This window comes from Cognatiyoonia sp. (assembly GCF_965661665.1).
In the GTDB taxonomy this organism is placed as follows: Bacteria; Pseudomonadota; Alphaproteobacteria; order Rhodobacterales; family Rhodobacteraceae; genus Cognatiyoonia.
Window position 1 is genome coordinate 189593 of record NZ_CBFIEO010000001.1, and the last position, 20832, is coordinate 210424.

Consider the following 20832-nt stretch of genomic DNA (forward strand, 5'->3'; position numbering starts at 1 on the left):
TCCCATGACAAAATGGCTTGAAGATCACCTGCCGAAAGTCGTCCTTGCGCCATCTTTCATAGCCGTTCTCATTTTTGTTTACGGCTTCATAGCCTGGACGGCGTGGGTCTCACTGACGCGGTCAAAGCTGCTCCCAAAGTACGACATCCACGGTTTTATTCAGTACGAGCGACTGTTCGCTGCGCCGCGTTGGGACGTGGCCATGACCAACCTGTTCATTTTTGGCGCCCTCTTCATTGTGATCTCGATGATCCTCGGGCTGCTGCTTGCGATCCTTTTGGATCAAAACATCCGAACAGAAGGGGCGATCCGCACAATCTATCTTTATCCGATGGCTCTCTCCATGATTGTCACGGGTACCGCTTGGAAGTGGATCTTAAATCCGGGCCTTGGCATCGAAGCAACCGTCAAAGGATGGGGATTTGAGAATTTCAAGTTCGATTGGTTGGTGAATCCCGACATGGCGATCTACACGATTGTCATTGCCGCCATCTGGCAAAGCTCGGGTTTCGTGATGGCGCTGTTCTTGGCTGGGCTCCGTTCCGTCGATACAGAGATTATCCGCGCCGCTCAGGTTGATGGCATTCCGACGTTGCGTGTTTATACGGCGATCATTATCCCCTCCATGGCGCCGATCTTCCTATCCGCGTTCATCGTACTGTCACACCTTGCGATCAAGAGTTTTGATCTTGTTATCGCGCTCACAGGAGGTGGCCCTGGCTTCGCCTCAGACCTACCCGCCACTTATATGTACGCGATGGCGTTTTCCCGTGGTGACATTGGGCAAGCTGCAAGCTCCGCCATGATCATGATGGCTGTCGTCTTTACGATTGTAGTCCCATACCTTTACTCTGAACTGAGGGCGAAAAATGACTGATCTCGCCGTGCATCCCGCCCGCAGCCAAAGTCGCTATGGCAAAATCGCACTCCGTTGGCTGCTCTATATTATTCTTGGCCTCTTTGCGCTCTATTATCTGATGCCGCTCTTTGTGATGGTCACGACCTCACTGAAGAGCCTTGAAGAAATCCGTACGGGCGACCTGATTTCTCTCCCTCGCGAAGTTACCTTCAATGCGTGGGTTACAGCTTGGTCTGAAGCGTGTACTGGCATTCAATGTGAGGGTGTTCGCCCATTCTTTTGGAACTCGGTCCTTATTGCAGTTCCTGCTGTTCTTATCTCAACCCTAATTGGTGCTCTCAACGGCTACGTCGTCGCCCAATGGCGCTTCCGGGGGTCAAATTTGTTCTTCGCCGCGATGCTGTTTGGATGCTTTATTCCGTTTCAGGTGGTCTTGCTCCCTATGGCGCGGCTTTTGGGTATCATGGGCATCGCAGGTACGATCCCAGGACTGATTTTCGTACATGTGATTTATGGCCTTGGGTTCACGACACTATTCTTCCGGAACTACTATGTGTCGATCCCATCAGAGTTGACCAAAGCAGCCAAGGTCGATGGAGCAGGGTTCTTCCGTATCTTTTGGTCAATCTTCCTGCCACTGAGCCTTCCGATCATCGTGGTTTCAGTAATCTGGCAGTTCACCCAAATCTGGAACGATTTCCTGTTTGGCGTTTCGTTTAGTCAGGCAGGGACACAGCCCATAACCGTAGCGCTCAACAACATCGTAAATTCGACCACAGGCGTGAAGGAATACAACGTGGATATGGCCACTGCGATCATCGCGGCCCTGCCCACACTTCTCGTCTACGTCGTCGCAGGCAAGTACTTCATCCGCGGCCTTACCGCTGGGTCAGTGAAAGGATAATTCCATGGCTCCAATTCTTGACATCAAAAACCTATACAAGAACTACGGCCCGGTCGAAATCCTGAAGGACATCAACGTTTCGATCGATCCCGGTGACTTTCTCGTACTGGTTGGACCTTCTGGTTGCGGGAAATCGACTTTGCTGAACTGCATCGCTGGTCTGGAACCGATCACTGGCGGCACGCTGAAGATCGATGGGCAGGACACAACCGATGTCAGCCCGAAGGATCGCGACATTGCGATGGTGTTCCAGTCTTACGCGCTCTATCCGACGATGAGTGTCGCGAAGAATATCACTTTTGGCATGAAGGTGCGCGGCATTGATCAGGCCACTCAAGACGCAAAGCTTCAAGAGGTGGCGAGGCAATTGCAGATCGAGCAGCTCTTGTCGCGCAAACCCGGTCAGCTCTCAGGTGGACAGCGCCAGCGCGTCGCCATGGGACGGGCTTTGGTCCGCGATCCAAAACTGTTTCTATTCGACGAACCGCTGAGTAATCTTGACGCCAAATTGCGTGTCGAGATGCGCACCGAGATTAAAGAACTGCATCAAAGACTGAACGCCTCGATCGTTTATGTGACCCATGACCAGATCGAGGCTATGACGCTGGCGACCAAGATTGTTGTCATGAAAGGGGGCGTTATCCAGCAGATTGGAAGTCCGGCTGAAATTTATCAGCGGCCTGCGAACCTTTTTGTGGCGGACTTCATGGGAAACCCGGCAATGAATCTGATACCAGCCAAGGCAATGCAGAATGGTAAGGGTACAAAGATTGAAATTGCGCGGAAAGACGGCACACCAATCATTCTGACCGATAGGAATAACCGGAACCTGCCTGAAGACGTGATCCTCGGCGTCCGCCCTGAGGACATTGCTGAACCCGACTTCCGCGCAAGTCAGGGGGCGCAACCGGCCGAATGCATGGTCGACATCGTGGAACCAGCAGGGGCTGACACATTTGTCGTAATGCAGTTGGGCGGCAAACACGTGACCGCGCGCCTTCATGCAGAGACCACAGCAAGGCCCGGTCAGATGCAACAACTTGCATTCGATTTGGGCAAAGTTTCTTATTTTGCGCCTGAAACAGGCGAGCGCTTGAACTGATCGATTTCTCGCCTTTTGTGGAAGCGTCGCGTCGCCGTCTAAAAAGCTGCTAGGGTGTGTTCCAGACCGCCTTCGATATGGGCCTGAAGTGATTGCGCGGCGCGATCGACGTCGCGGGCGAGCGCGGCATCAAACATTTCTTTGTGTTCTTCAACGGCCACTTGGCCACGGTTGGTCAAGACCAGCATTTGGTAGCGCAGATACTTGTCAAACAGCACCGCGTGCAAAGACAAAAGGTTGCGAGATCCGCATGCTTCGATCAAGGCGAGGTGGAATTCCCAATCGTATCGCTTCCAGTCTTCTTTCTGGCTGTCGTCGCCATCAAGCATCTTCTGTTCCATCAAGTGGAGTTTGTGGTGCGCGGCGACGAGGTTGCCTTCCCAATCCGTGTCGCCATTTGCGACCGAGAGGCGCAAGGCATGACATTCGAGCAGAACGCGCAGGTTGGCAATTTCGATAAGGTCTTCGCGTGACACGGGCGTAACAAAGAAACCGCGCTGGTCCAGCGCATCGACAAACCCTTCACTTGCAAGTCTGTTCAATGTTTCGCGCAGCGTTGACATTGACGCTGAATATCGCTCACGCAGTCCTTCCAGCTTCAGCTTCGATCCCGGAGCGAGATCACCAAAGATGATGTCACGCTTGATATTCTGGTAGGTTGATGCACCGACAACATTGCGAGACTTGGCCATTTCTTTTCATCCAGTAAACTTCGGGATCTCTGATAAAATACCCTAATCAGTTAAGGGCTGCAAACCAGCAAATGGTATGCTGCAGTAAAAAATATCTGACATTATTGATTTCATGTGGCGATCATGTAGTTTGGCGTAAGCGGAGAGTTGATAAGCGAAAAAGGTCGCAACATGTCGAAGAAAACTGAGATCGTGGTTGCAGGATTTGGACTTGTCGGACGCCGTCATGCGGAGGTGATCAGGCGTGCGCCGAATATGTCATTGGCGGCAATCGTTGAGCCTAGTCCAGAAGGGCAGCTTGCCGCTCGTGCATGTGATGTTCCCGTGTTCGCAACGATCGAAGAGATGTTTTCGATATCAAAGCCTGAAGGCGTCGTGCTCGCCACTCCAACACCGTTTCATCTCCAGCAAGGCCTGACCTGTATCGATGCAGGCTGTCCGGTTCTGATTGAAAAGCCAATTGCTGTTACGTCAGAGGAAGCGCTCCAATTAACGGAAGCTGCGGATAGGGCAGGCATTCCGCTGCTTGTAGGGCATCACCGGCGCCATAACGGCATGGTTCAGGCCGCAAAACTTGCGCTGACCCAAGGTGCGGTTGGCGATATTCGCGCAGTACAGGCCACTTGCTGGTTCTATAAACCCGACCATTATTTCGAGGTTGCGCCGTGGCGAGTGCAAAAGGGGGCTGGCCCAATCTCAGTCAACCTCGTCCATGATGTTGATTTGCTTCGGCATTTCTGCGGCGATGTGACATCGGTTCAGGCGATTGCAGTTCCATCCCGTCGAGGTTTCGAGAACGAGGATTTAGCAACAGCTATTTTACGATTTGAGTCTGGTGCAGTTGCGACAATTTCCGTTTCGGACAGCATTGTCTCACCTTGGAGTTGGGAACTGACCGCACGCGAAAATCCGGCCTATCCGGCGACGTCGGAAAGTTGCTATCTGATCGGTGGGTCCGAAGGCGGCCTGTCTTTGCCCGACCTGCGCGTTTGGCGGCACGAAGATAAGCCGGATTGGTGGACGCCGATTTCTGCAAAAAATCTGACGTGTCGAATGGACGATCCCCTAGCTGTCCAAATGGCGCATTTTGCTGCAGTGATCACTGGTGAGGAAACCCCATTAGTATCGGGGTGGGAGGGGCTGAGGTCCCTAGAAGTCGTAGAAGCGGTTGGCCTTTCTTCGCGTTCGGGTCGCGAGATTGCCTTGGAGCAAACGACTCCAAGGAAATCGCTACAGCAAGGTTTTGCATAGAAATATCTGATATTTTGCAAAACATATTGCAAAATATGAAAAATCATTGATAACTTTACGGGCGCCCATCGCGGCGTAACATCAAAGGGAGGAACTTATGTTCAATTTCACACGTCGTGCCGCGATCGCTTCGGTTGCCGCACTTGGTATTGCTGCCACTGCGATTCCGGCCGCAGCCGATGGGCACAAAATGACATTCACGCTGGCGACATCCGGTTCGGAAACGGACCAGCGTTCCGTTGCCATGGCCGAGGTGTTCGCGCCAATGGTCGCCGGGTTTGCTGACTACCAGCCTGGTTACAACGGTAGCCTGTTCGCGCAAGGGACTGAGCTTGAAGCCATCGCAGGCGGCAACCTGACGATGTCGATTGCATCTGCACAGGAGCTCGCACAGTTTTTCCCGGAGTTTTCGATCTTCGCAACGGGTTACGTTCACCAAGACGCTGCCCACCAGGTTCGCGTTTTCAATGATCCGCTGATGGATCCCTTCAAAGCCAAGGTAGAAGACGAACTCGGTGTGAAGCTGCTTTCCGTGATGTACCTTGGTCGTCGCCACGTAAACCTGCGTCAGACACGGGAAGAGCTGGATGTGCAGACACCCGCTGACTTGGCTGGTGTGAACTTACGGATGCCTGGCACGGATGCGTGGCAGTTCTTGGGTGCGGCCTTGGGTGCATCGCCAACACCATTGGCGTTCTCTGAAGTCTATACATCGCTGGCTTCTGGCGCGATTGATGGTCAAGACAACCCACTGCCAACCGTTGTCGACCAGAAGTTCTATGAAGTGACGAAGCAGATCTCGCTGACATCGCACCTTGTGGACCTCAACTACATCGCGTTTTCGAAAGAGACTTGGGACGGTTTGACAGCTGATCAGCAACTTACCGTGCAACGCGCAGCAGATGCTGCCGCTGCCTACGGTCGCTTGAAGCAGCTCGATAAAGAGAACAACCTTGCAGACTTTATTCGCAGCCAAGGTGTTGAAATCTACACACCAGACCTTGCGGCTTTCCGTGAGCATGTGCAGGCTCAATATGTTGGAAGTGAAGTTGCAGCTTCTTGGCCAGAAGGCGTGCTCGAGCGGATCAACGCACTGGGTAACTAAGCCAGAAGATCAACCGCGGGGACTGACCATGAAGACACTTTCTAAGTGGTTCACCCGCGGTGCAGAATTTATCGCCGCCATGTGTTTGGCGGCGATTTTTGTTACATTTCTTCTACAGATTGTTTTTAGGTACGTCCCATTTCTGGAACCAATAGGCTGGTCGGTGGTTCTGATCTCGTTGCTCTGGGTCTTTGTGATCTTCTTTGGATGTTCGTTCATTGTGCGAGAGTCAGATCACGTTACCTTTGATATCCTCTACCTTGCTGCAACTCCCAAGGCGCGGCGAGTGTTGGCACTGATTACGGCCGTGCTGATGGTTGTGGCGATGATGTATTCGCTCCCATCTGTCTGGGATACTGTCTTTGCCAACCGTTTGATGGAACTGAAGAAAATTCAGACCCTTCGTGTGCCAATCACGGGAGGAAAAATCCCAATCAAATGGCTCTTTGCGCCCTTTGTGATGATGATGATCGTTGTCACGTTCCGATATGTTTGGCGCATCTTCACAGTCATTCGTTTTGGTGCACCGGAAACTGAACTGGAAGTTCTGGTGGCCAGCGACGATGCCGAGAAGCCATCGCAATGAGCTTCGAACTTATCCTCGGCATGATCGCCCTATTCGGGATGGCGGCGATTGGCACACCGGTGGCTTACGCCATTCTTGTAGGCGTTCTGGTGTACCTTGGTGCATCGGGCCAAGACCTCGCTATCGCCGGTACAACGATGGTGCAGCGCTTGTTCGATGGTTTCTTGTTGTTAGCAGTGCCTTTATTCATCGCCTCCGCGAACATTATGAACGCGGGGTCAATCTCTGACCGGCTACTGCAATTTTGTATTGCGCTGGTTGGGCGGTTCAGGGGTGGTTTGGGTCACGTCAACGTTGTTGCAAGTTTGATATTCTCTGGGATGTCTGGGTCTGCGGTGGCTGACGCGGCTGGGATCGGCAAGATCATCATTGATATGATGGTCAAAAGTGGTCGCTATACGCGTGGATATGCTGCGGCGATCACCGCCGCAACCGCAACCATTGGACCGATTATTCCGCCCTCGATCCCAATGGTTCTGTATGCGCTTGTCTCTAATGAATCGATTGGTGTGCTCTTTATGGCTGGCATCGTTCCGGGCTTAGTTATGGGCGTTGTACTGATGGGGATGAACTTTGCGATCTCCCATCGTCGCGGCTTTGGGAAAGAAGAACCGGTGCCAATCCGTGAATTGCCAGTAGTGACGGCTCGTGCAACGCCTGCGCTGTTGATGCCCGTTATTCTTCTTGGGTGCATCTATTCTGGGGTCACGACCCCGACGGAAGCGGCGGCAATCGCGGCCCTTTATGCTTTGATTGTGGCTGCGGGTCTCTATCGCGCCATTCAGATAAAAACGCTTTACCAAATCTTTGTGGAAAGCGCTCGTTCGGCTGCATCCGTTGGCCTTGTTATCGGGGCGTCGATGATCCTGACCTACGTGGTGGTGCAAGAGCAGGTTCCACAAGCGATTTCGGCAATGTTTGCTGGTGCTGAGATCAGTCCACTGATGTTTATCATACTAGTGAACGTTCTGGTTCTCCTTCTGGGCTGTATTCTGGATGCGACTGTCATCATTTTGGTCATCATCCCACTTTTCATTCCGACCTGTCGTGAACTGGGGATCGACCTTGTCCACTTCGGTGTTCTGATTGTGGTCAATTCGATGATTGGCCTGATCACGCCGCCTTACGGGATCCTGCTCTTCGTCATAAATGCAGTTACAGGTATTCCTTTGCGAGAAATCATTGCTGAGATCTGGGCGTTTCTAGCAGTTCTTTTGGGGGCGCTGCTGCTGATGATTATATTGCCGGATATCGTTCTGTGGCTGCCGCGTCTGTTTGGGTATCAGGGATGACAGGCCTATCAATCGCGACTACAAATGTTCCTGGCGTACTCCCTCAAAAGCTAGAACAGATCGCAGCGGCTGGTTTCACGGGTGTTGAAATCTATGAGCCCGATTTGACCGGGTATGCCGGCAGCGCCGAAGAAATTGGCCAGCTGGCTCGATCCTTGGGCCTCCAAATTCACGTTTTGCAACCATTTCATGACTTCGAAGGATTGAGTGGCGCTAGTCGAAAGTCGGCGTTTGCACGGCTCCATCAAAAGTTGGAAGTTCTAGAGGGTTTTGGTGCTCAGACGTTGATGATTGGGACCAGCACGCACCCTGAAGCATCGTTAGACATCTCCCAAATCACGGATGATTTCAGTGAACTTGCCGAGTGTGTCGCAAAGGTTGGGCGCCGCGCAGCATTGATCGCATTGCCTTGGGCGCGGCACATCACCAGCGAAGTAGAGGCCTTGAAAATTGTCGAAGCTGTAGGCAGTTCTGCCTTTGGACTTGCGCTCAATTCGTTCTTCTCTCTTGCTGGTGGCGGACAGGCAGCACGGTTGCGCAACGTTCCAGGGGATCGCATCTTTCACGTCCAGCTTTCGGATGCGCCAGCGCTTGAGTTTGATATCACCCGACCGAAAAGCCATTTCAGCCTCTTGCCGGGGCAAGGGGGGCTGAACCTCGAAAGCTTTGTGCAGATTGTGGCGCGCGCTGGCTATGCTGGCACTTGGTCTATTTCTCGCGTTGGCGCGACCGCAGAGGGAAGCCGCACAGACCATGCACGGGATGCGTTTCGTGCCTTGGTTTCGCTTCTGGACGAGGTTTCCACGCGCGAGCTTGCTCTACGCCGCCCGCTTGAAGGACTTCCACCGCGCGTGACCCCTACTGGGTTGGAGTTTCTGGAATTTGCTGCCGAGGGGTCGGATCGTGACCGCTTGACACAACTGTTGGAGTCGCTGTGTTTTCGCAAAGAGCGTCAACATCGATCCAAATCGGTGGAGCTTTGGCGACAAGGTGCGATCAATATTGTCGTCAATTCAGAGACCAAGGGGTTGGCGGCAGAAGCACGAGCCGAACATGGGCCCTGCGTTTGCGATATGGGCCTTCGCGTTCAAGATGCGGATCAGACTGTTGCGCGTGCCACGGCGCTCGGCACGCCTGCTTTTTCGCAGCCCGTTGGCGCAGGAGAGTTGGAAATACCAGCTATCAAGGGTGTCGGTGGGTCTGTCGTCCATTTCATTGACGAGAAGTCCGATCTTCACCGCGTCTGGGATATCGAATTCGATCCAGTGCCGAAGGAACGCGCTGCACAGCCTGCTGGCCTTCGACGTGTCGATCATGTCGCCCAAACCATGCGTTATCAAGAGATGCAAAGTTGGCTGACCTATTACCTCTCCACCTTCCGGATGGAGAAAGCACCAGTTGTCGACGTCGCCGATCCGGCCGGAATCATACTGAGCCAAGCGCTGGCCAGTCCCGAAGGGGAAGTCCGTTTAAATCTGAATGGTGCGGGTGAGCGGCGCACCTTTGCTGGCGCCTTCCTTGCTCAGGGTTTCGGTGCGGGGGTGCAGCATCTTGCATTTCTAAGTGACGATATTTTCGAAACCTCAGAGCTTCTTTCGCGCTCAGGGTTTGAACGTCTCGCGATGCCCGCGAACTATTATCAAGATTTGGCGGTTCGTTTTGACTTGGCTGAAGAGACGGTTTCCAGATTGAAGCGAGGACAGATCCTTTATGACCGCGATGGAAGGGGGGAGTATTTCCAGATCTACTCCGTTCCGATCTGGGGCGGGTTTTTCTTCGAAATCGTCGCTCGGACAGGAGGCTATCAAGGATATGGCGCACGCAACGCGCCGATCCGGCTTGCAGCACAGATGCGATACTTGGAAGAACGGCAGGTGGTCCATGCCTGAGATAAGAGCTGGCTTGGTTGGGGATGGGATTGGCCCTTCGTTGACCCCAGATGTGCATATGGCGGAGGGGCGCGCGCTGGGTTTGACTTACACCTATGAGCGTTTTGATACGGAGAGATCGGAAACGCTTGCCTCGGCGCTGTCTATGGCACAAGGCGAAGGCTATGCAGGGTTGAATATCACGCATCCCCATAAGCAGGCTGTGGTCGCACACCTTGATCGGCTTGAAAGCGTGGCCGCGCAAATCCGGACGGTCAACACTGTTGTCTTCCAGAATGATCAATCCGTCGGCTGGAACACTGACTATTGCGGCTTCAAAACGGCTTTGGCGCGCCAAATCGGATCGGTTGAAGGACAAACGGTTCAGGTGCTTGGTGCTGGGGGCGCAGGACTTGCTGTCGTTCTGGCGTTGTTGGACAGCGGTGTCGCCCATATCGTCGTTTCAGATTTAAACCCTAAGCGCTCTGAAGAACTTGTCTCTGACGTATTGTCCATTCGCCCTCAAGTCGTGTTGGAGGTGGTTTCCCCTCTGGCCGCAACGCCTTCTGTCGATGGCCTTGTGAATTGCACGCCTATGGGAATGGCCAATCATCCGGGAATCGCAGCCGATCCTGCCCACTATGGACATCGCTGTTGGGCAGCTGACATCGTCTATTTTCCGAAAGACACGGAATTTGTGAAGCGGGCTCGCGCAGCTGGAATGCGTGTCATGGACGGAACAGGAATGGCGCTTTGGCAGGCAGTGGAGGCGTTCCGGCTGATCACTGGGCACGTGCCAGACACAATGCGGATGAAGGCAACACTTCAAGAGCTTCTCTCGCAAAACGGGGAGATCGCGGCACAATGATGTCTGATGCAGATGCCGTACGCCATTGGTGGCGAACCTCGATTATCGAAATGGCGCCGGGCCAGATCGCGTTTAGAGGGCATGCAGTTGAAGATTTGATCGGCAATGTCAGCTTTGGCCAAATGATTTGGCTGATGATGCGGGGTGATTTGCCGTCGGCCGAACAAGCCGCGCTGCTGGAATGCGCCCTTGTCGCGGGCGTTGATCACGGGCCGCAGGCACCGTCAATTGCTGCGGCGCGCATGGCGGCAACATGCGGCGTCGGGCTCAACAACGTGATGGCCACTGGGGTCAATATGTTGGGTGATGTACACGGCGGAGCCGGAGAGCAATGCGCCGAGCTTTATGAAGATATCGCTCAGCGGTTGGATGCAGGCGAAGACCTTCGCACTGCTACTCAAAACGGCCTTGCTGCGTGGTGCGAAACCTACGGCAAAATTGTTTCTGGCTTTGGTCATCGCTTTCACAAACCTGTTGATCCGCGTGCGCCACGACTGATGGCACTTGTCCGCGAAGCGGCTGAGGCCGGCACGGTATCTGGTCGGTACGCGGATATCGGTGAGGCGGTGCAAGCGGAGATCGGCGCGCAGCGTGGCAAAGAAATCGCGATGAATATTGATGGCGCGACATCGGTAATTTTCTGTGAATTGGGATTTCCGCCGCCGTTGTCGCGCGGGCTTTTTTGCCTGAGCCGGTCGGTCGGTGTGTTGGCGCATGGATGGGAGCAAATGCAACAGGGCGGGCGGAACAAGGGCCCGATACCCCCTGCATATCTGCCTGATTACATACCGAAGAGGGACAATGAGTGAGCCTTCGAAAACCTTCCGGGTCGGTCTGATAGGCACCGGTCGCATCAGCGACATCTATCTTAGGAACATCAAAGGCTTTCAGGGGGTGGAAATCACCGCCTGTGGGAGCTTACATATGGACGAAAGTCGGGCCAAGGCGGCTGAACATGGAGTCCAGCGAGTGGCGCCGCCGGACGAAATCATTGCCGATCCGGACATCGATGCGGTGCTAAATCTTACTATTCCGGCGGCCCATGCAGACGTGAGCCTTGCCGCTATTAAGTCAGGTAAGCATGTCTATTCTGAGAAGCCTTTTGTCACAGACTTGACTGAAGGGCGATACATCCTTGAATTGGCGGCCTCTCGAGGTCTGAAAGTTGGTAACGCGCCAGACACATTCTTCGGCGGGCGCTGGCAGACGTTACGCAAGCTGTTGGACGCAGGCGTCATCGGCGAAACTCATGGCGTTTCGGCGTTTGTGCCGACGAGCGGCGTGGAACGACACCACCCCAACCCCGATTTCTACTACGCAGCGGGTGGCGGACCACTTTTGGACCTTGGTCCTTATTACCTAGCGGCGATGGTGTTTTGTCTTGGTCCAGTTGCCAGGGTGGCAGGGTTGGGCCGTCGACGCGCGCAGTCTCGCTTGATTGGAAATGGTCCACGCACTGGTGAGACTATCCCGGTTCATGTCGACACCCATTCGCTAAGCCTGATCGAGTTTGAAAATGGGATAGCCGGACAGATGATGGTTAGCTTTGATGTTTGGGAAAGCGAAACACCCCGTTTGGAGATTTACGGAAGCGAAGGCACGCTTTGTATTCCGGATCCTGACCCCGGTGACGGTGCCAATGTTTTTCATGGACCAGTATGGGTGCGGACCAAAGAAACAGCACGATGGACAATGCGTCCGCGCCCGCAAGCTCCAGCGGCATGGGACATTGCCGAGAATACCCACGGCTTGAACTTTGATGCACGCGGCATTGGGTTGGCTGATTTAGCCGTGGCTGTGCGCGAAGGACGTGAACCGCGCGCGAGTGGTGCACTAGGTCTACACCTTTGTGAGGTGATGGATGGAGTAGAGCGTAGCGGTGAACTGGGCGAGTTCGTCAGTATTAAAAGCACTTGTGACCGTCCCCCAATGCTGGCCGAAACTTCTGAGACTGGGCTGAATGTTGATTTGAGAGCCGTAGAATGACAATTCAAACACTGACAATTGGCGATCCGTTCTTTGCAATTCGAATCCTGAAAGACGAAAGCCGCCACCCAATCTCAGGCAAGGCGATTGTTCTGAATCTTGCTGATACGGCGCTCAAAGTCCGTGAGCAAAGCATTGGCGCGTTGCAATCCGTAATCTTGACGGAGACCGAAATCCGCGAAGTGGCACAGGCAGTGCTGATCGAAGGATATGACGACCATAGTGACGAGGCGGATCTGTTGGCCCGCATCCGCCAGACTTGGCCTTCAGCTTTCCAAGTGCGCGGTGAAGAGCGGTTGCGCGGCGTGGAGCATTACATGTCACCAAAGGTCTGGGTTGGTCAGTATGGCTTCACGTTGTACCACTCCGCCTCCGTCCCATTGAATGTCGGGCTGCACTGCGATCATGCCTTTTGCCCAGTGCCGGGGTTTCGTGAAGTGCACACTCAGATCATTGGTTTTGGGAAGATGCAGCAATGCCGGGAGAGGGATGTCGCGTCACTGTACCTAGAAGAGACCATGGCCCCAGGCGGCACACATCGCCCGATGTATGATGCCCAAGGAAACTACCCGTGGCACCAATACGAAACCATCACGCCCTCGGTCTTCATGGCAATCGAGATGCTGCCCGAGGGTGCATTCCCACCGGAGGTATGAGATATGATTTTGCCTGAAAAGATTGATGTCTACGGGCTGTTTCCACGCTTGTCGCGTCGTTTGCGGCTGGGCGTAGTCGGTGGCGGGCGCATTTCTGGGATGCAAGCAACCGCTGCGCGGATGACCGATCGGTGGGAGATCGTCGCAGGCGCTTTTTCTTCTGATCCTGCGCGCGCTAAAGCGGCCGCCTTGGAATGGTTCCTTCCAGAAGATCGTTGCTACACGTCATATACAGAGATGGCGCGCGCCGAAGCGGGACGTGACGACGGCGTTGATGCCGTGATGATCACCACGCCCAATCATTTACACTTTGACTGCGCAAAAACTTTCTTGGAAGCCGGAATCGACGTGTTGTGTGACAAGCCGCTCACAAATGAAATTGTCGAGGCGAAGGCTCTTATCGAGTTGGTAGGTGAAACAGGCTGCGTCTTTGGTGTCTCCTATGTCATGTCTTGCTTTCCGATGATCCGGCAGGCGCGCGAGATCGTGGCCGAAGGCGGTATCGGTAAGATCAATCAAATCCATGTTGAGTTCATGCAAGACTGGATGACGCCTGAGGATGTAGCGGACGCCCCCTATGTAAAGTGGCGACTTGATCCTTCAAAGTCTGGTCGGACCAGCTGTGTCGGTGACATTGGCACCCACGCTGCCCATCTGGCAGGCTTTGTCAGTCACTTGGAGCTGACAGAACTAAGAGCTGAGTTTCACGTGTGCGGCACGCCAAAGCCGCTTGAAGACACCTTTTTCGCCTGGACCCGACACTCTGACGTGCCCGGTACTTTGATGGCCACGCGGCTTGCTCCTGGAAATCGCGGTGGGCTGAGGCTGCGGGTGTTTGGTTCTGAAGGCGGATTGGAGTGGGATTTGGAGGACTGTGATCGCCTCAAGTACTATCGGTTTGGAGAACCAGATCGCATCCTTAGCCGTGGTCACGGGCATGGTATTTCATCTGCGACTGAAAGGCTCGTCCGCAGCGCCCGAGGGTTCCCAGAAGGGATCATTGAGGCATGGGGCAATCTTTACACTGAATTTGCGATGGCCGTTGCTGCACGGAGGGACGGGCGCTCCCTTCCGAAAGGTTGGCTTGGTTTGCCGAGCGTTGCGGATGGGGCCAATGGCGTTCGATTTATAGATGCGTGTGTGCATTCAAATGAAGCCAGCGGAGCATGGGTAGATGTCGTTTAAAATGATGATTTACAAAATATCAGATATTTTATAAATAATAGGAAGAAAGAGACTCGGTCCGGGAGACCACCCATGTCAGATGCCATGCAAGCCGACTGCGGAGAGCCGCTCTATTCGCTTGCGCATCTGACGCTGATCAATTGCACCCCAGCAGAACTGATCTACATCGCGGCACGTGCTGGCTACGATGCTGTCAGTCCACGTTTCATCACAATGAATGTTCCTGGAGAGTTCACCCACTCACCGCTCGACAAGGCGCAAGCCCAGGCCACAAGAACCGCGCTCGCGACGACAGGGATCAAGGTGCTGGACATCGAATTGGCCCGGATCACCGAGGACTGTGACCCACGTGAATTCGAGGCAGCACTTGAGCTCGGTGGCGAGCTTGGTGCACGACATATGATCATGTCAGCCTGGACGAAACGGCGCGATGATCGAAATTTTTTGTTGGACGTCTATGCGGAGACTTGCGACCTGGCCGCGCCCTATGGTCTGACCATCGACCTCGAATTCCCCTCTTTTTCGCGCTTAAGGACGCTTGACGAGGTGCTCGATATTGTGCGAGCAGCCGATCGTCCAAACGGTGGGGTTCTCGTCGACACGCTTTACTTGCATCTCTCTCGTGTTGACCTTGGGGAACTGCTTCATGTGCCGCCGGAGTGGTTGCATTTCTTACATATCTCGGACTGCTTACCAGGCATCGCTGATACACGAGAAGGCATGATCCAACTTGCCCGTGACGCGCGTCTCTATCCTGGTGAGGGTTGGATTGATTTTGCAGGCATCATCGAGCGCTGCCCACCAATGAATTATTCAATTGAATTGCCCAACCAGAGTCGCGTGGCAGAGCTGGGCTATGAAGAACACGCTCGCCGCTGCCTAACCCATGCCAAGCGAACATTTGGTGCCGCCCGATCCAAACGGCGGGTGTCCGAGCCCTTGGCGGCCTAAACCCTAATACCAAAATCAAGAGGAAGCCTCTATGGCACTTGACCTGACCGACGATGAGAAGACCCTTGCAAATGACATGCTCAACCGTGCCTGGGCTGCGCAATCTCAAATCGAGAATTGGAGCCAAGAACGACTTAATCGGCTGAGCCAAGCAATTGCATGGTATGCGGGAAACGAAGAGACTTTCACGCGTTTAGCTGAGCAGGGCGTAGACGAAAGTGGAATTGGAGATCGTCAAGGGCGTCCAAAAAAGCGTTTTAAAATCCAGATGGTCCTCCGCGATGTGTTGCGGACGCCATCAACCGGTATCGTGGAGGTTGATGAAGCCAAAGGGTTGGTGAAGTATGCCAAGCCCGTGGGTGTCATCGCTTCGCTGATACCCATGACCAATCCGGCGATGACGCCGCCTGTGACCGGGGTCTCCTCCGCCAACGCACGCAACGCGGTTATCTTCAGTCCGCACCCGCGCACCGCACAGACCACGTGGGATATGACCCAGGTGATGCGTGCCGCTTGCCGAGCGGCAGGTGCCCCGGAAGACTTGTTTCAATGTGTGCGTAAGCCATCAATTCCGTTGACCCAATACCTGATGAAAATCTGTGATTTGACATTGGCCACGGGCGGCAAACCGATGGTGGAGGCGGCTTATTCAAGTGGCAAACCTGCATATGGGGTGGGCGCAGGGAATTCGTCGATCGTGATTGATGGGACAGCGGATATCGAAGTTGCTGCCCAGAATACTCGAATTTCCAAGACCTCCGATTTTGGGTCAGGCTGTTCAGCCGACGGGAATATCATCATCCAGCGTTCGATCTATGATCAAATGGTCGCCGCGCTTCAGGCCGAAGGTGGTTATCTCTGCACATCCGAAGAGAAGGCAATGCTTCAGGCCGCAATGTGGGACGAGAAAGGCAACCGGACCTTCCCGACAATTGCTTGCCGTCCTCAGCAAACGGCAGAACTGGCTGGCTTTTCAATCCCTGAGGATCGTAAGTTCCTAATGGTGGAGAATCAGGGTCAGATTGGACCAGAGCACAAATTTTCCAAAGAGAAGCTGACGACTCTCATGGCTTTGTATCATTTTGAGACCTTCGACGAGGCGCTCAAGACGGTTGCTGCAATCTACAATACCGGCGGGAAGGGGCATTCCTGCGGTATCTATTCCCATAACGACGAAAACATCGACCGATTGGCCCGTTTGGCGCCTGTCAGTCGAATGATGGTCCGGCAGCCACAATCTAAGGCTAACGCCGGTGCTTGGACCAATGGGATGCCTATGACTTCGAGCCTTGGCTGCGGCGTTTGGGGCGGAAATATCACCAATGAGAATGTTACCATGAAGCACATGATGAACTATACGTGGGTCAGCCGCCCAATCCCTGAGGATAGGCCATCAGAAGAAGAGTTGTTTGGAGAATTCTACGGGCAGGAGGTTGCTTGATGGACGGCAGTAAACTCGATGGCAAAACTGTTGCGGAACACATCGTCGACTTTCTTGAACGGCGGGAAGTGAAACATGTTTTTGGTCTTTGCGGACACACGAATATCGCAGTGTTAGCCGCATTAGCGGAGAGCCCGATCGACTTCGTCACTGTGAGGCACGAACAGATTGCAAGCCATGCAGCGGATGCCTATGCGCGGGTGCAGGGCAGGGCGTCCGTCGTCCTAAGCCACCTCAGCCCCGGTCTTACCAATTGCGCAACCGGTGTTGCCAACGCCGCGCTTGATTGCATTCCAATGGTCGTGATCGCAGGAGATATTCCGACACACTACTATGGCAAGCATCCGCATCAGGAAGTGAATCTGCATGCCGACGCTGCACAGTGGGAAATATATCGTCCTTTCGTAAAGCGTGCTTGGCGTGTGGATCGGGCCGATTTGATAGCCGAGATTTTGGAAAAGGCGTTCCAGCTTGCAGAAAGCGGTCAACCCGGACCGGTTTTGGTGAACGTACCTATGGACATCTTCAGCGAGGTAATCCCGTCGGACAGTTTTGACCGGGTGGCACAGAACGCGAGGGCGCTGAAGAAGCCGTCGATTGATGATGAGACTGCGCGTGAGATCGTGACGGCGTTGGCCGAAGCTAAGGCCCCTGTTGCCTATGTCGGTGGTGGAATTCTGTTGGCGCAGGCCACCGAAGAGCTGCGTGAGTTTGTCGAGCATATGGAGCTGCCCGTTGCGCATAGCTTGATGGGCAAGGGCGCGCTGAGAGATGACCACCCGTTGGTCATGGGTATGACTGGTTTTTGGGGCACCTCGCTTGTGAACCAGACTTGTCTGAATGCGGACTACGTTTTCGCCGTTGGTACGCGCTTCAAAGAAGCTGACTGCTCAAGCTGGTATCTTGGATACACATTCAACATCGGTGCGAAGGATAACAACACAAAGGTCATTCATATCGATATTGAGCCGCAAGAAATTGGCCGCAATTACCCAACAAAGATCGGCGTAGTAGCTGACGCCAAATCTGCCCTAAGCGTCCTGACCAGAGTGGCGAAAGAGCTCTATCCGGATGGCTTTGATAGATCGCGAAAAAGGGCGGAGATTGCCGACTTCCGCGCGGCTTTCAAAGAAAAAAACTCTGACATGGCAGAAAGCGATGCGTTCCCGATGATGCCTGAGCGCATCCTTGCAGATACGCGAAAGGCATTGCCGGATGACGCGATCATCACAACGGATGTGGGCTGGAACAAGAACGGTGTTGGGCAGCAATTTGATATACTAACCCCTGGTTCCATTCTGACACCTGGAGGATTTGCCACGATGGGCTTTGGGCCGCCTGCAGCCATAGGCGCAAAACTTGCGGCCCCCGAGCGGGTTGTGATCAGTCTGGTTGGCGACGGCGGCTTTGGGCAGAACCCCTCCATGCTTGCGACAGCTGTTGAGCTGAATTTGGGCATCGTATGGCTGGTGATGAACAACAACGCTTTTGGCACCATCGCAGGCCTTCAAAAGGCGCACTACGGGCTGACCTACGGGACCACCTTCCCCGGATCTGCGGACGCTCCCGCAAACGGACCAAGCTATTCTGACATCGCAAAGGCATATGGTGCGGTCGGCCTTCGAATTGCGTCTGCGGATGAACTACTTCCAGCGCTGCAATCCGCGATTTCAAGTGGCAAACCCACGGTCTTGGACGTTCCTATGATTAACAATCCGACGCCTACAACAGGTCATTGGAATATCTTGGATATCTATTCGCCAAACCAAGAAGTGAGCCATGTAGCGACCTAGGAAGGGAAGAATGTTGCGAGGAATGTTCGTGCCGTTTGCTAGGTAGTGACGGGGTTAAGAACGGCACAATTCGAATAGCAGCAGGCCCTTTGTGCTAGACCGTAGAGCGGTTGGGGAGGGCTGGTAATTTACGTTTCTGTATAGTTTGCGCCGTCATGGATGGGTTAGGGTGAAGTGTGTGAAGGTCGCGGTGTTGGCGCGACCAGTGAGGTCTTGCGCGGCCATGCCAATGAAGGTGCCAGTGAAACTCGAATGCTCCCCCCGCACACCTTCGTCTGACAGGATATCCGCGTTGAGGGCGGGACCGATGTTGGTGAACGCCGTACCATCAAGGCTGTAGCGGAATTGCAGCGCACCGTCGGTGATGTTGAGGCCGAGCCAGACAGGGCCGTCTTTGATGGGGACCATCGTCTCTAGCGGATAGGTGATCCGGCCTTCGGGCCAGTCATGACAGCTGAGGATGTTGAGCGTACGTTCGCCAGAGCGTGCGCGCGTGACGCAGAGGTAGTGGAATTGCGTGCGGTTGTAGTAGCCCGCGATTCCCGCCATCTGCTGGAAATCCTCCGGCGCGAAATCGACGCAAGTGACAGCATCGCAATTCCATTCGGTCAGCCGCCGCGCGACGAGCGCTTGTTCAAACCACGACCCGATGCTTTCGCGCCCTGTGAGGCGGAGACCGTCAGTGGTCAGGGTGAACAGGCGGTCCGGTTCGGGGGAACGGAGCCACATGAAGGTGTTGGGCAGCGCTGACATCTTGGTAAAATCATGCGTCTCAGGCTCCGCATCAAACGGGTGCGCGGGCAAATCGGGCGCGGTTTCTGTGGCGGGCGGGACCAAGCTGCCGTCCTCTAGATAGAGCCAATCATCTTCCCTCCAGCGACAGCGCGCGATTCCGGTTTCCCGCCCCATGGGGGAGATGCTTTTGCCCGGGATCGGCCGCGTGCAGAGGAAGGTGTGATAGGGCGTACCATCCGGCGTTTCGACATATTGCCCGTGGCCTGTTCGTTGGATCGGGCTGTCGGGCTGGTTCAGCACATTGATGACATGGGTGTTGGGGTGCAACTCATAAGGGCCATCAATCGTCTTGGCCCGCGCATAGGTGACGGCATGTTCATAACCTGTGCCGCCCTCTGCCGTGATGAGGTAGTAGTAGCCGTGTTTTTTGAAGAGATGCGGCGCCTCCACCAATCCCAGATCGCTGCCGGGGAAGATGTTCTTGATCTCACCTGTGAGGCGTTTCTGCGCATGGTCGTATTCCTGCAAAAGGATCCCGCCAAACAGCTTTTTGGGCGGTGCGTTGGGGTCGCCTTGGGTGGCGAGGTGGTTCCAGACCATGTTGACGAACCATTTGCGCCCTTCGTCATCGTGAAAGAGCGACGGATCAAAGCCGGAGGAGTTCATGTAGATCGGATCGCTCCACGGTCCGTCGATGCTGTCGGCTGTGACCAGATAGTTGTGCGCGTCCTTGAAGCTGCCGTCGAGCCGTTTGACGTCTGTGTAGATCAGCCAAAATTTGCCATCGGCGTAGCTCAGTGCTGGGGCCCAGACGCCGCAGGAATCGGGATTGCCGCGCATGTCGAGCTGATCCGCGCGGTTCAGCGCCTGACCTACAGTCCGCCAGTTTATCAGGTCGCGCGACTGGCTGATCTGCACGCCGGGGTACCATTCGAAGGTTGAGGTAGCGATGTAGAAATCATCGCCCGCGCGGCAGATGGAGGGATCGGGGTGAAAGCCCCGCAGGATCGGGTTTTGAATGGCGGTCATGACTAATCCGAAAACAAGAGAGGGCCTGAAAGGATTAGTCTATCAGGGAATTGAAAAGCGACAAGGCCGGGCGCGGGGCCCGGCCTTTTGGATTAATGGTGCCAGTGGCGGTGGCCAAAGTCATGGAAGAGGTCGAAGCCGATGCCAAAGGCCACGTTGGAGATCATCGCGAGGGTGACAACCACGCATCCGGTGATGACGTAGAACCGTGTCGTCATCAGATTACGCAGGCTGGGTGGCAGATGTATCGAGATCGACAGGCTCTTCCGCGGCAGCTTCGAATGTGGCGTCTTCAACGTCCGCTTCTTGCGTAGCGCGCGCGGCGTAGGTGACGACCGCGGCACCAATTAGCGCCAGACCGAAGGAGAGCCCCAGCATCATCAGGCCAAAGAAGGCGACGAAGGGGGCGAGGATCAGGGCGCCAAGGATGCCAAGGGTCACGGCGAAGAAGTTTTTGATAGAGGTCATAGGGTGTTCCTTTCTGTTGATGAGACAGATATGGACTCCGCGTGTTGCCGTTGCCTGACGG

Annotated in this window: 20 protein-coding genes; 16 read left to right on the plus strand and 4 right to left on the minus strand. The window is 54.5% G+C overall.

Annotated features, from left to right (window positions below; all coding sequences use genetic code 11):
• The first annotated feature begins 4 nt into the window (after positions 1-4).
• Genes ACTF5F_RS00955 through ACTF5F_RS00965 form a run of 3 tightly spaced genes read left to right on the plus strand, consistent with a single transcriptional unit; the run spans position 5 to position 2865 of the window.
• Positions 5-877, plus strand: a complete 873-nt coding sequence (locus tag ACTF5F_RS00955; protein WP_438955009.1) for a carbohydrate ABC transporter permease — start codon at positions 5-7, stop codon at positions 875-877.
• A complete protein-coding gene (locus tag ACTF5F_RS00960; RefSeq protein ID WP_438955010.1) occupies positions 870-1763 on the plus strand; it encodes a carbohydrate ABC transporter permease in 894 nt (297 codons plus the stop codon). The genes ACTF5F_RS00955 and ACTF5F_RS00960 overlap by 8 nt, the downstream gene beginning before the upstream one ends.
• Before the next feature lie 4 nt (positions 1764-1767).
• Positions 1768-2865, plus strand: a complete 1098-nt coding sequence (locus ACTF5F_RS00965; protein ID WP_438955011.1) for an ABC transporter ATP-binding protein — start codon at positions 1768-1770, stop codon at positions 2863-2865.
• Between the two features lie 38 nt (positions 2866-2903).
• Here the strand turns inward: ACTF5F_RS00965 and ACTF5F_RS00970 are convergent, their stop codons facing one another.
• The gene (locus ACTF5F_RS00970) at positions 2904-3557 is read right to left on the minus strand and encodes a GntR family transcriptional regulator (RefSeq protein ID WP_438955012.1); all 654 of its coding nucleotides are present in this window, start codon (positions 3555-3557) and stop codon (positions 2904-2906) included.
• A 171-nt stretch (positions 3558-3728) separates the two neighbouring features.
• Between ACTF5F_RS00970 and ACTF5F_RS00975 the strand changes: the two genes are divergently transcribed.
• The 13 genes from ACTF5F_RS00975 (at position 3729) to ACTF5F_RS01035 (ending at position 18539) form a co-directional block, all read left to right on the plus strand.
• Positions 3729-4808 carry a Gfo/Idh/MocA family protein gene (locus ACTF5F_RS00975; protein WP_438955013.1) on the plus strand — a complete coding sequence of 360 codons (1080 nt, stop codon included), beginning with the start codon at positions 3729-3731 and terminating at the stop codon, positions 4806-4808.
• A 97-nt stretch (positions 4809-4905) separates the two neighbouring features.
• Positions 4906-5913 (plus strand): TRAP transporter substrate-binding protein DctP, encoded by a 1008-nt coding sequence (dctP, locus tag ACTF5F_RS00980; protein WP_438955014.1) that lies wholly within the window; start codon positions 4906-4908, stop codon positions 5911-5913.
• Positions 5914-5941: 28 nt separating this feature from the next.
• On the plus strand, positions 5942-6499 hold the full coding sequence (locus tag ACTF5F_RS00985; RefSeq protein WP_438955015.1) for a TRAP transporter small permease: 558 nt from the start codon (positions 5942-5944) through the stop codon (positions 6497-6499).
• Positions 6496-7791 carry a TRAP transporter large permease gene (locus ACTF5F_RS00990; protein WP_438955016.1) on the plus strand — a complete coding sequence of 432 codons (1296 nt, stop codon included), beginning with the start codon at positions 6496-6498 and terminating at the stop codon, positions 7789-7791. Before ACTF5F_RS00985 ends, ACTF5F_RS00990 begins: the two co-directional genes overlap by 4 nt.
• Positions 7788-9680 carry a bifunctional sugar phosphate isomerase/epimerase/4-hydroxyphenylpyruvate dioxygenase family protein gene (locus ACTF5F_RS00995; RefSeq protein ID WP_438955017.1) on the plus strand — a complete coding sequence of 631 codons (1893 nt, stop codon included), beginning with the start codon at positions 7788-7790 and terminating at the stop codon, positions 9678-9680. The genes ACTF5F_RS00990 and ACTF5F_RS00995 overlap by 4 nt, the downstream gene beginning before the upstream one ends.
• A complete protein-coding gene (locus tag ACTF5F_RS01000; RefSeq protein ID WP_438955018.1) occupies positions 9673-10527 on the plus strand; it encodes a shikimate dehydrogenase in 855 nt (284 codons plus the stop codon). Before ACTF5F_RS00995 ends, ACTF5F_RS01000 begins: the two co-directional genes overlap by 8 nt.
• On the plus strand, positions 10524-11336 hold the full coding sequence (locus tag ACTF5F_RS01005) for a citryl-CoA lyase (RefSeq protein WP_438955019.1): 813 nt from the start codon (positions 10524-10526) through the stop codon (positions 11334-11336). The genes ACTF5F_RS01000 and ACTF5F_RS01005 overlap by 4 nt, the downstream gene beginning before the upstream one ends.
• Positions 11329-12513 carry a Gfo/Idh/MocA family protein gene (locus ACTF5F_RS01010; RefSeq protein WP_438955020.1) on the plus strand — a complete coding sequence of 395 codons (1185 nt, stop codon included), beginning with the start codon at positions 11329-11331 and terminating at the stop codon, positions 12511-12513. Before ACTF5F_RS01005 ends, ACTF5F_RS01010 begins: the two co-directional genes overlap by 8 nt.
• Positions 12510-13169 carry a hypothetical protein gene (locus ACTF5F_RS01015; RefSeq protein WP_438955021.1) on the plus strand — a complete coding sequence of 220 codons (660 nt, stop codon included), beginning with the start codon at positions 12510-12512 and terminating at the stop codon, positions 13167-13169. The genes ACTF5F_RS01010 and ACTF5F_RS01015 overlap by 4 nt, the downstream gene beginning before the upstream one ends.
• A gap of 3 nt (positions 13170-13172) precedes the next feature.
• Positions 13173-14354, plus strand: a complete 1182-nt coding sequence (locus tag ACTF5F_RS01020) for a Gfo/Idh/MocA family protein (protein WP_438955022.1) — start codon at positions 13173-13175, stop codon at positions 14352-14354.
• A 72-nt stretch (positions 14355-14426) separates the two neighbouring features.
• Positions 14427-15305: a sugar phosphate isomerase/epimerase family protein gene (locus ACTF5F_RS01025; RefSeq protein ID WP_438955023.1), complete on the plus strand. Its 879-nt coding sequence runs from the start codon at positions 14427-14429 to the stop codon at positions 15303-15305.
• 31 nt (positions 15306-15336) lie between these two features.
• Complete coding sequence (locus tag ACTF5F_RS01030; RefSeq protein ID WP_438955024.1) at positions 15337-16746, plus strand: aldehyde dehydrogenase family protein; 1410 nt, start codon at positions 15337-15339, stop codon at positions 16744-16746.
• Positions 16746-18539, plus strand: coding sequence for a thiamine pyrophosphate-binding protein (locus tag ACTF5F_RS01035; protein WP_438955025.1), 1794 nt, complete (start codon positions 16746-16748; stop codon positions 18537-18539). The genes ACTF5F_RS01030 and ACTF5F_RS01035 overlap by 1 nt, the downstream gene beginning before the upstream one ends.
• 153 nt (positions 18540-18692) lie before the next feature.
• On the opposite strand, the gene ACTF5F_RS01040 is transcribed toward ACTF5F_RS01035, so the two are convergent.
• From ACTF5F_RS01040 to ACTF5F_RS01050, 3 genes are all read right to left on the minus strand, one after another.
• Positions 18693-20303, minus strand: coding sequence for a glycoside hydrolase family 43 protein (locus ACTF5F_RS01040; RefSeq protein WP_438955026.1), 1611 nt, complete (start codon positions 20301-20303; stop codon positions 18693-18695).
• Positions 20304-20395: 92 nt separating this feature from the next.
• Positions 20396-20521 carry a hypothetical protein gene (locus ACTF5F_RS01045; protein WP_438955027.1) on the minus strand — a complete coding sequence of 42 codons (126 nt, stop codon included), beginning with the start codon at positions 20519-20521 and terminating at the stop codon, positions 20396-20398.
• 4 nt (positions 20522-20525) lie between these two features.
• On the minus strand, positions 20526-20771 hold the full coding sequence (locus ACTF5F_RS01050) for a hypothetical protein (protein WP_438955028.1): 246 nt from the start codon (positions 20769-20771) through the stop codon (positions 20526-20528).
• Positions 20772-20832 lie beyond the last annotated feature (61 nt).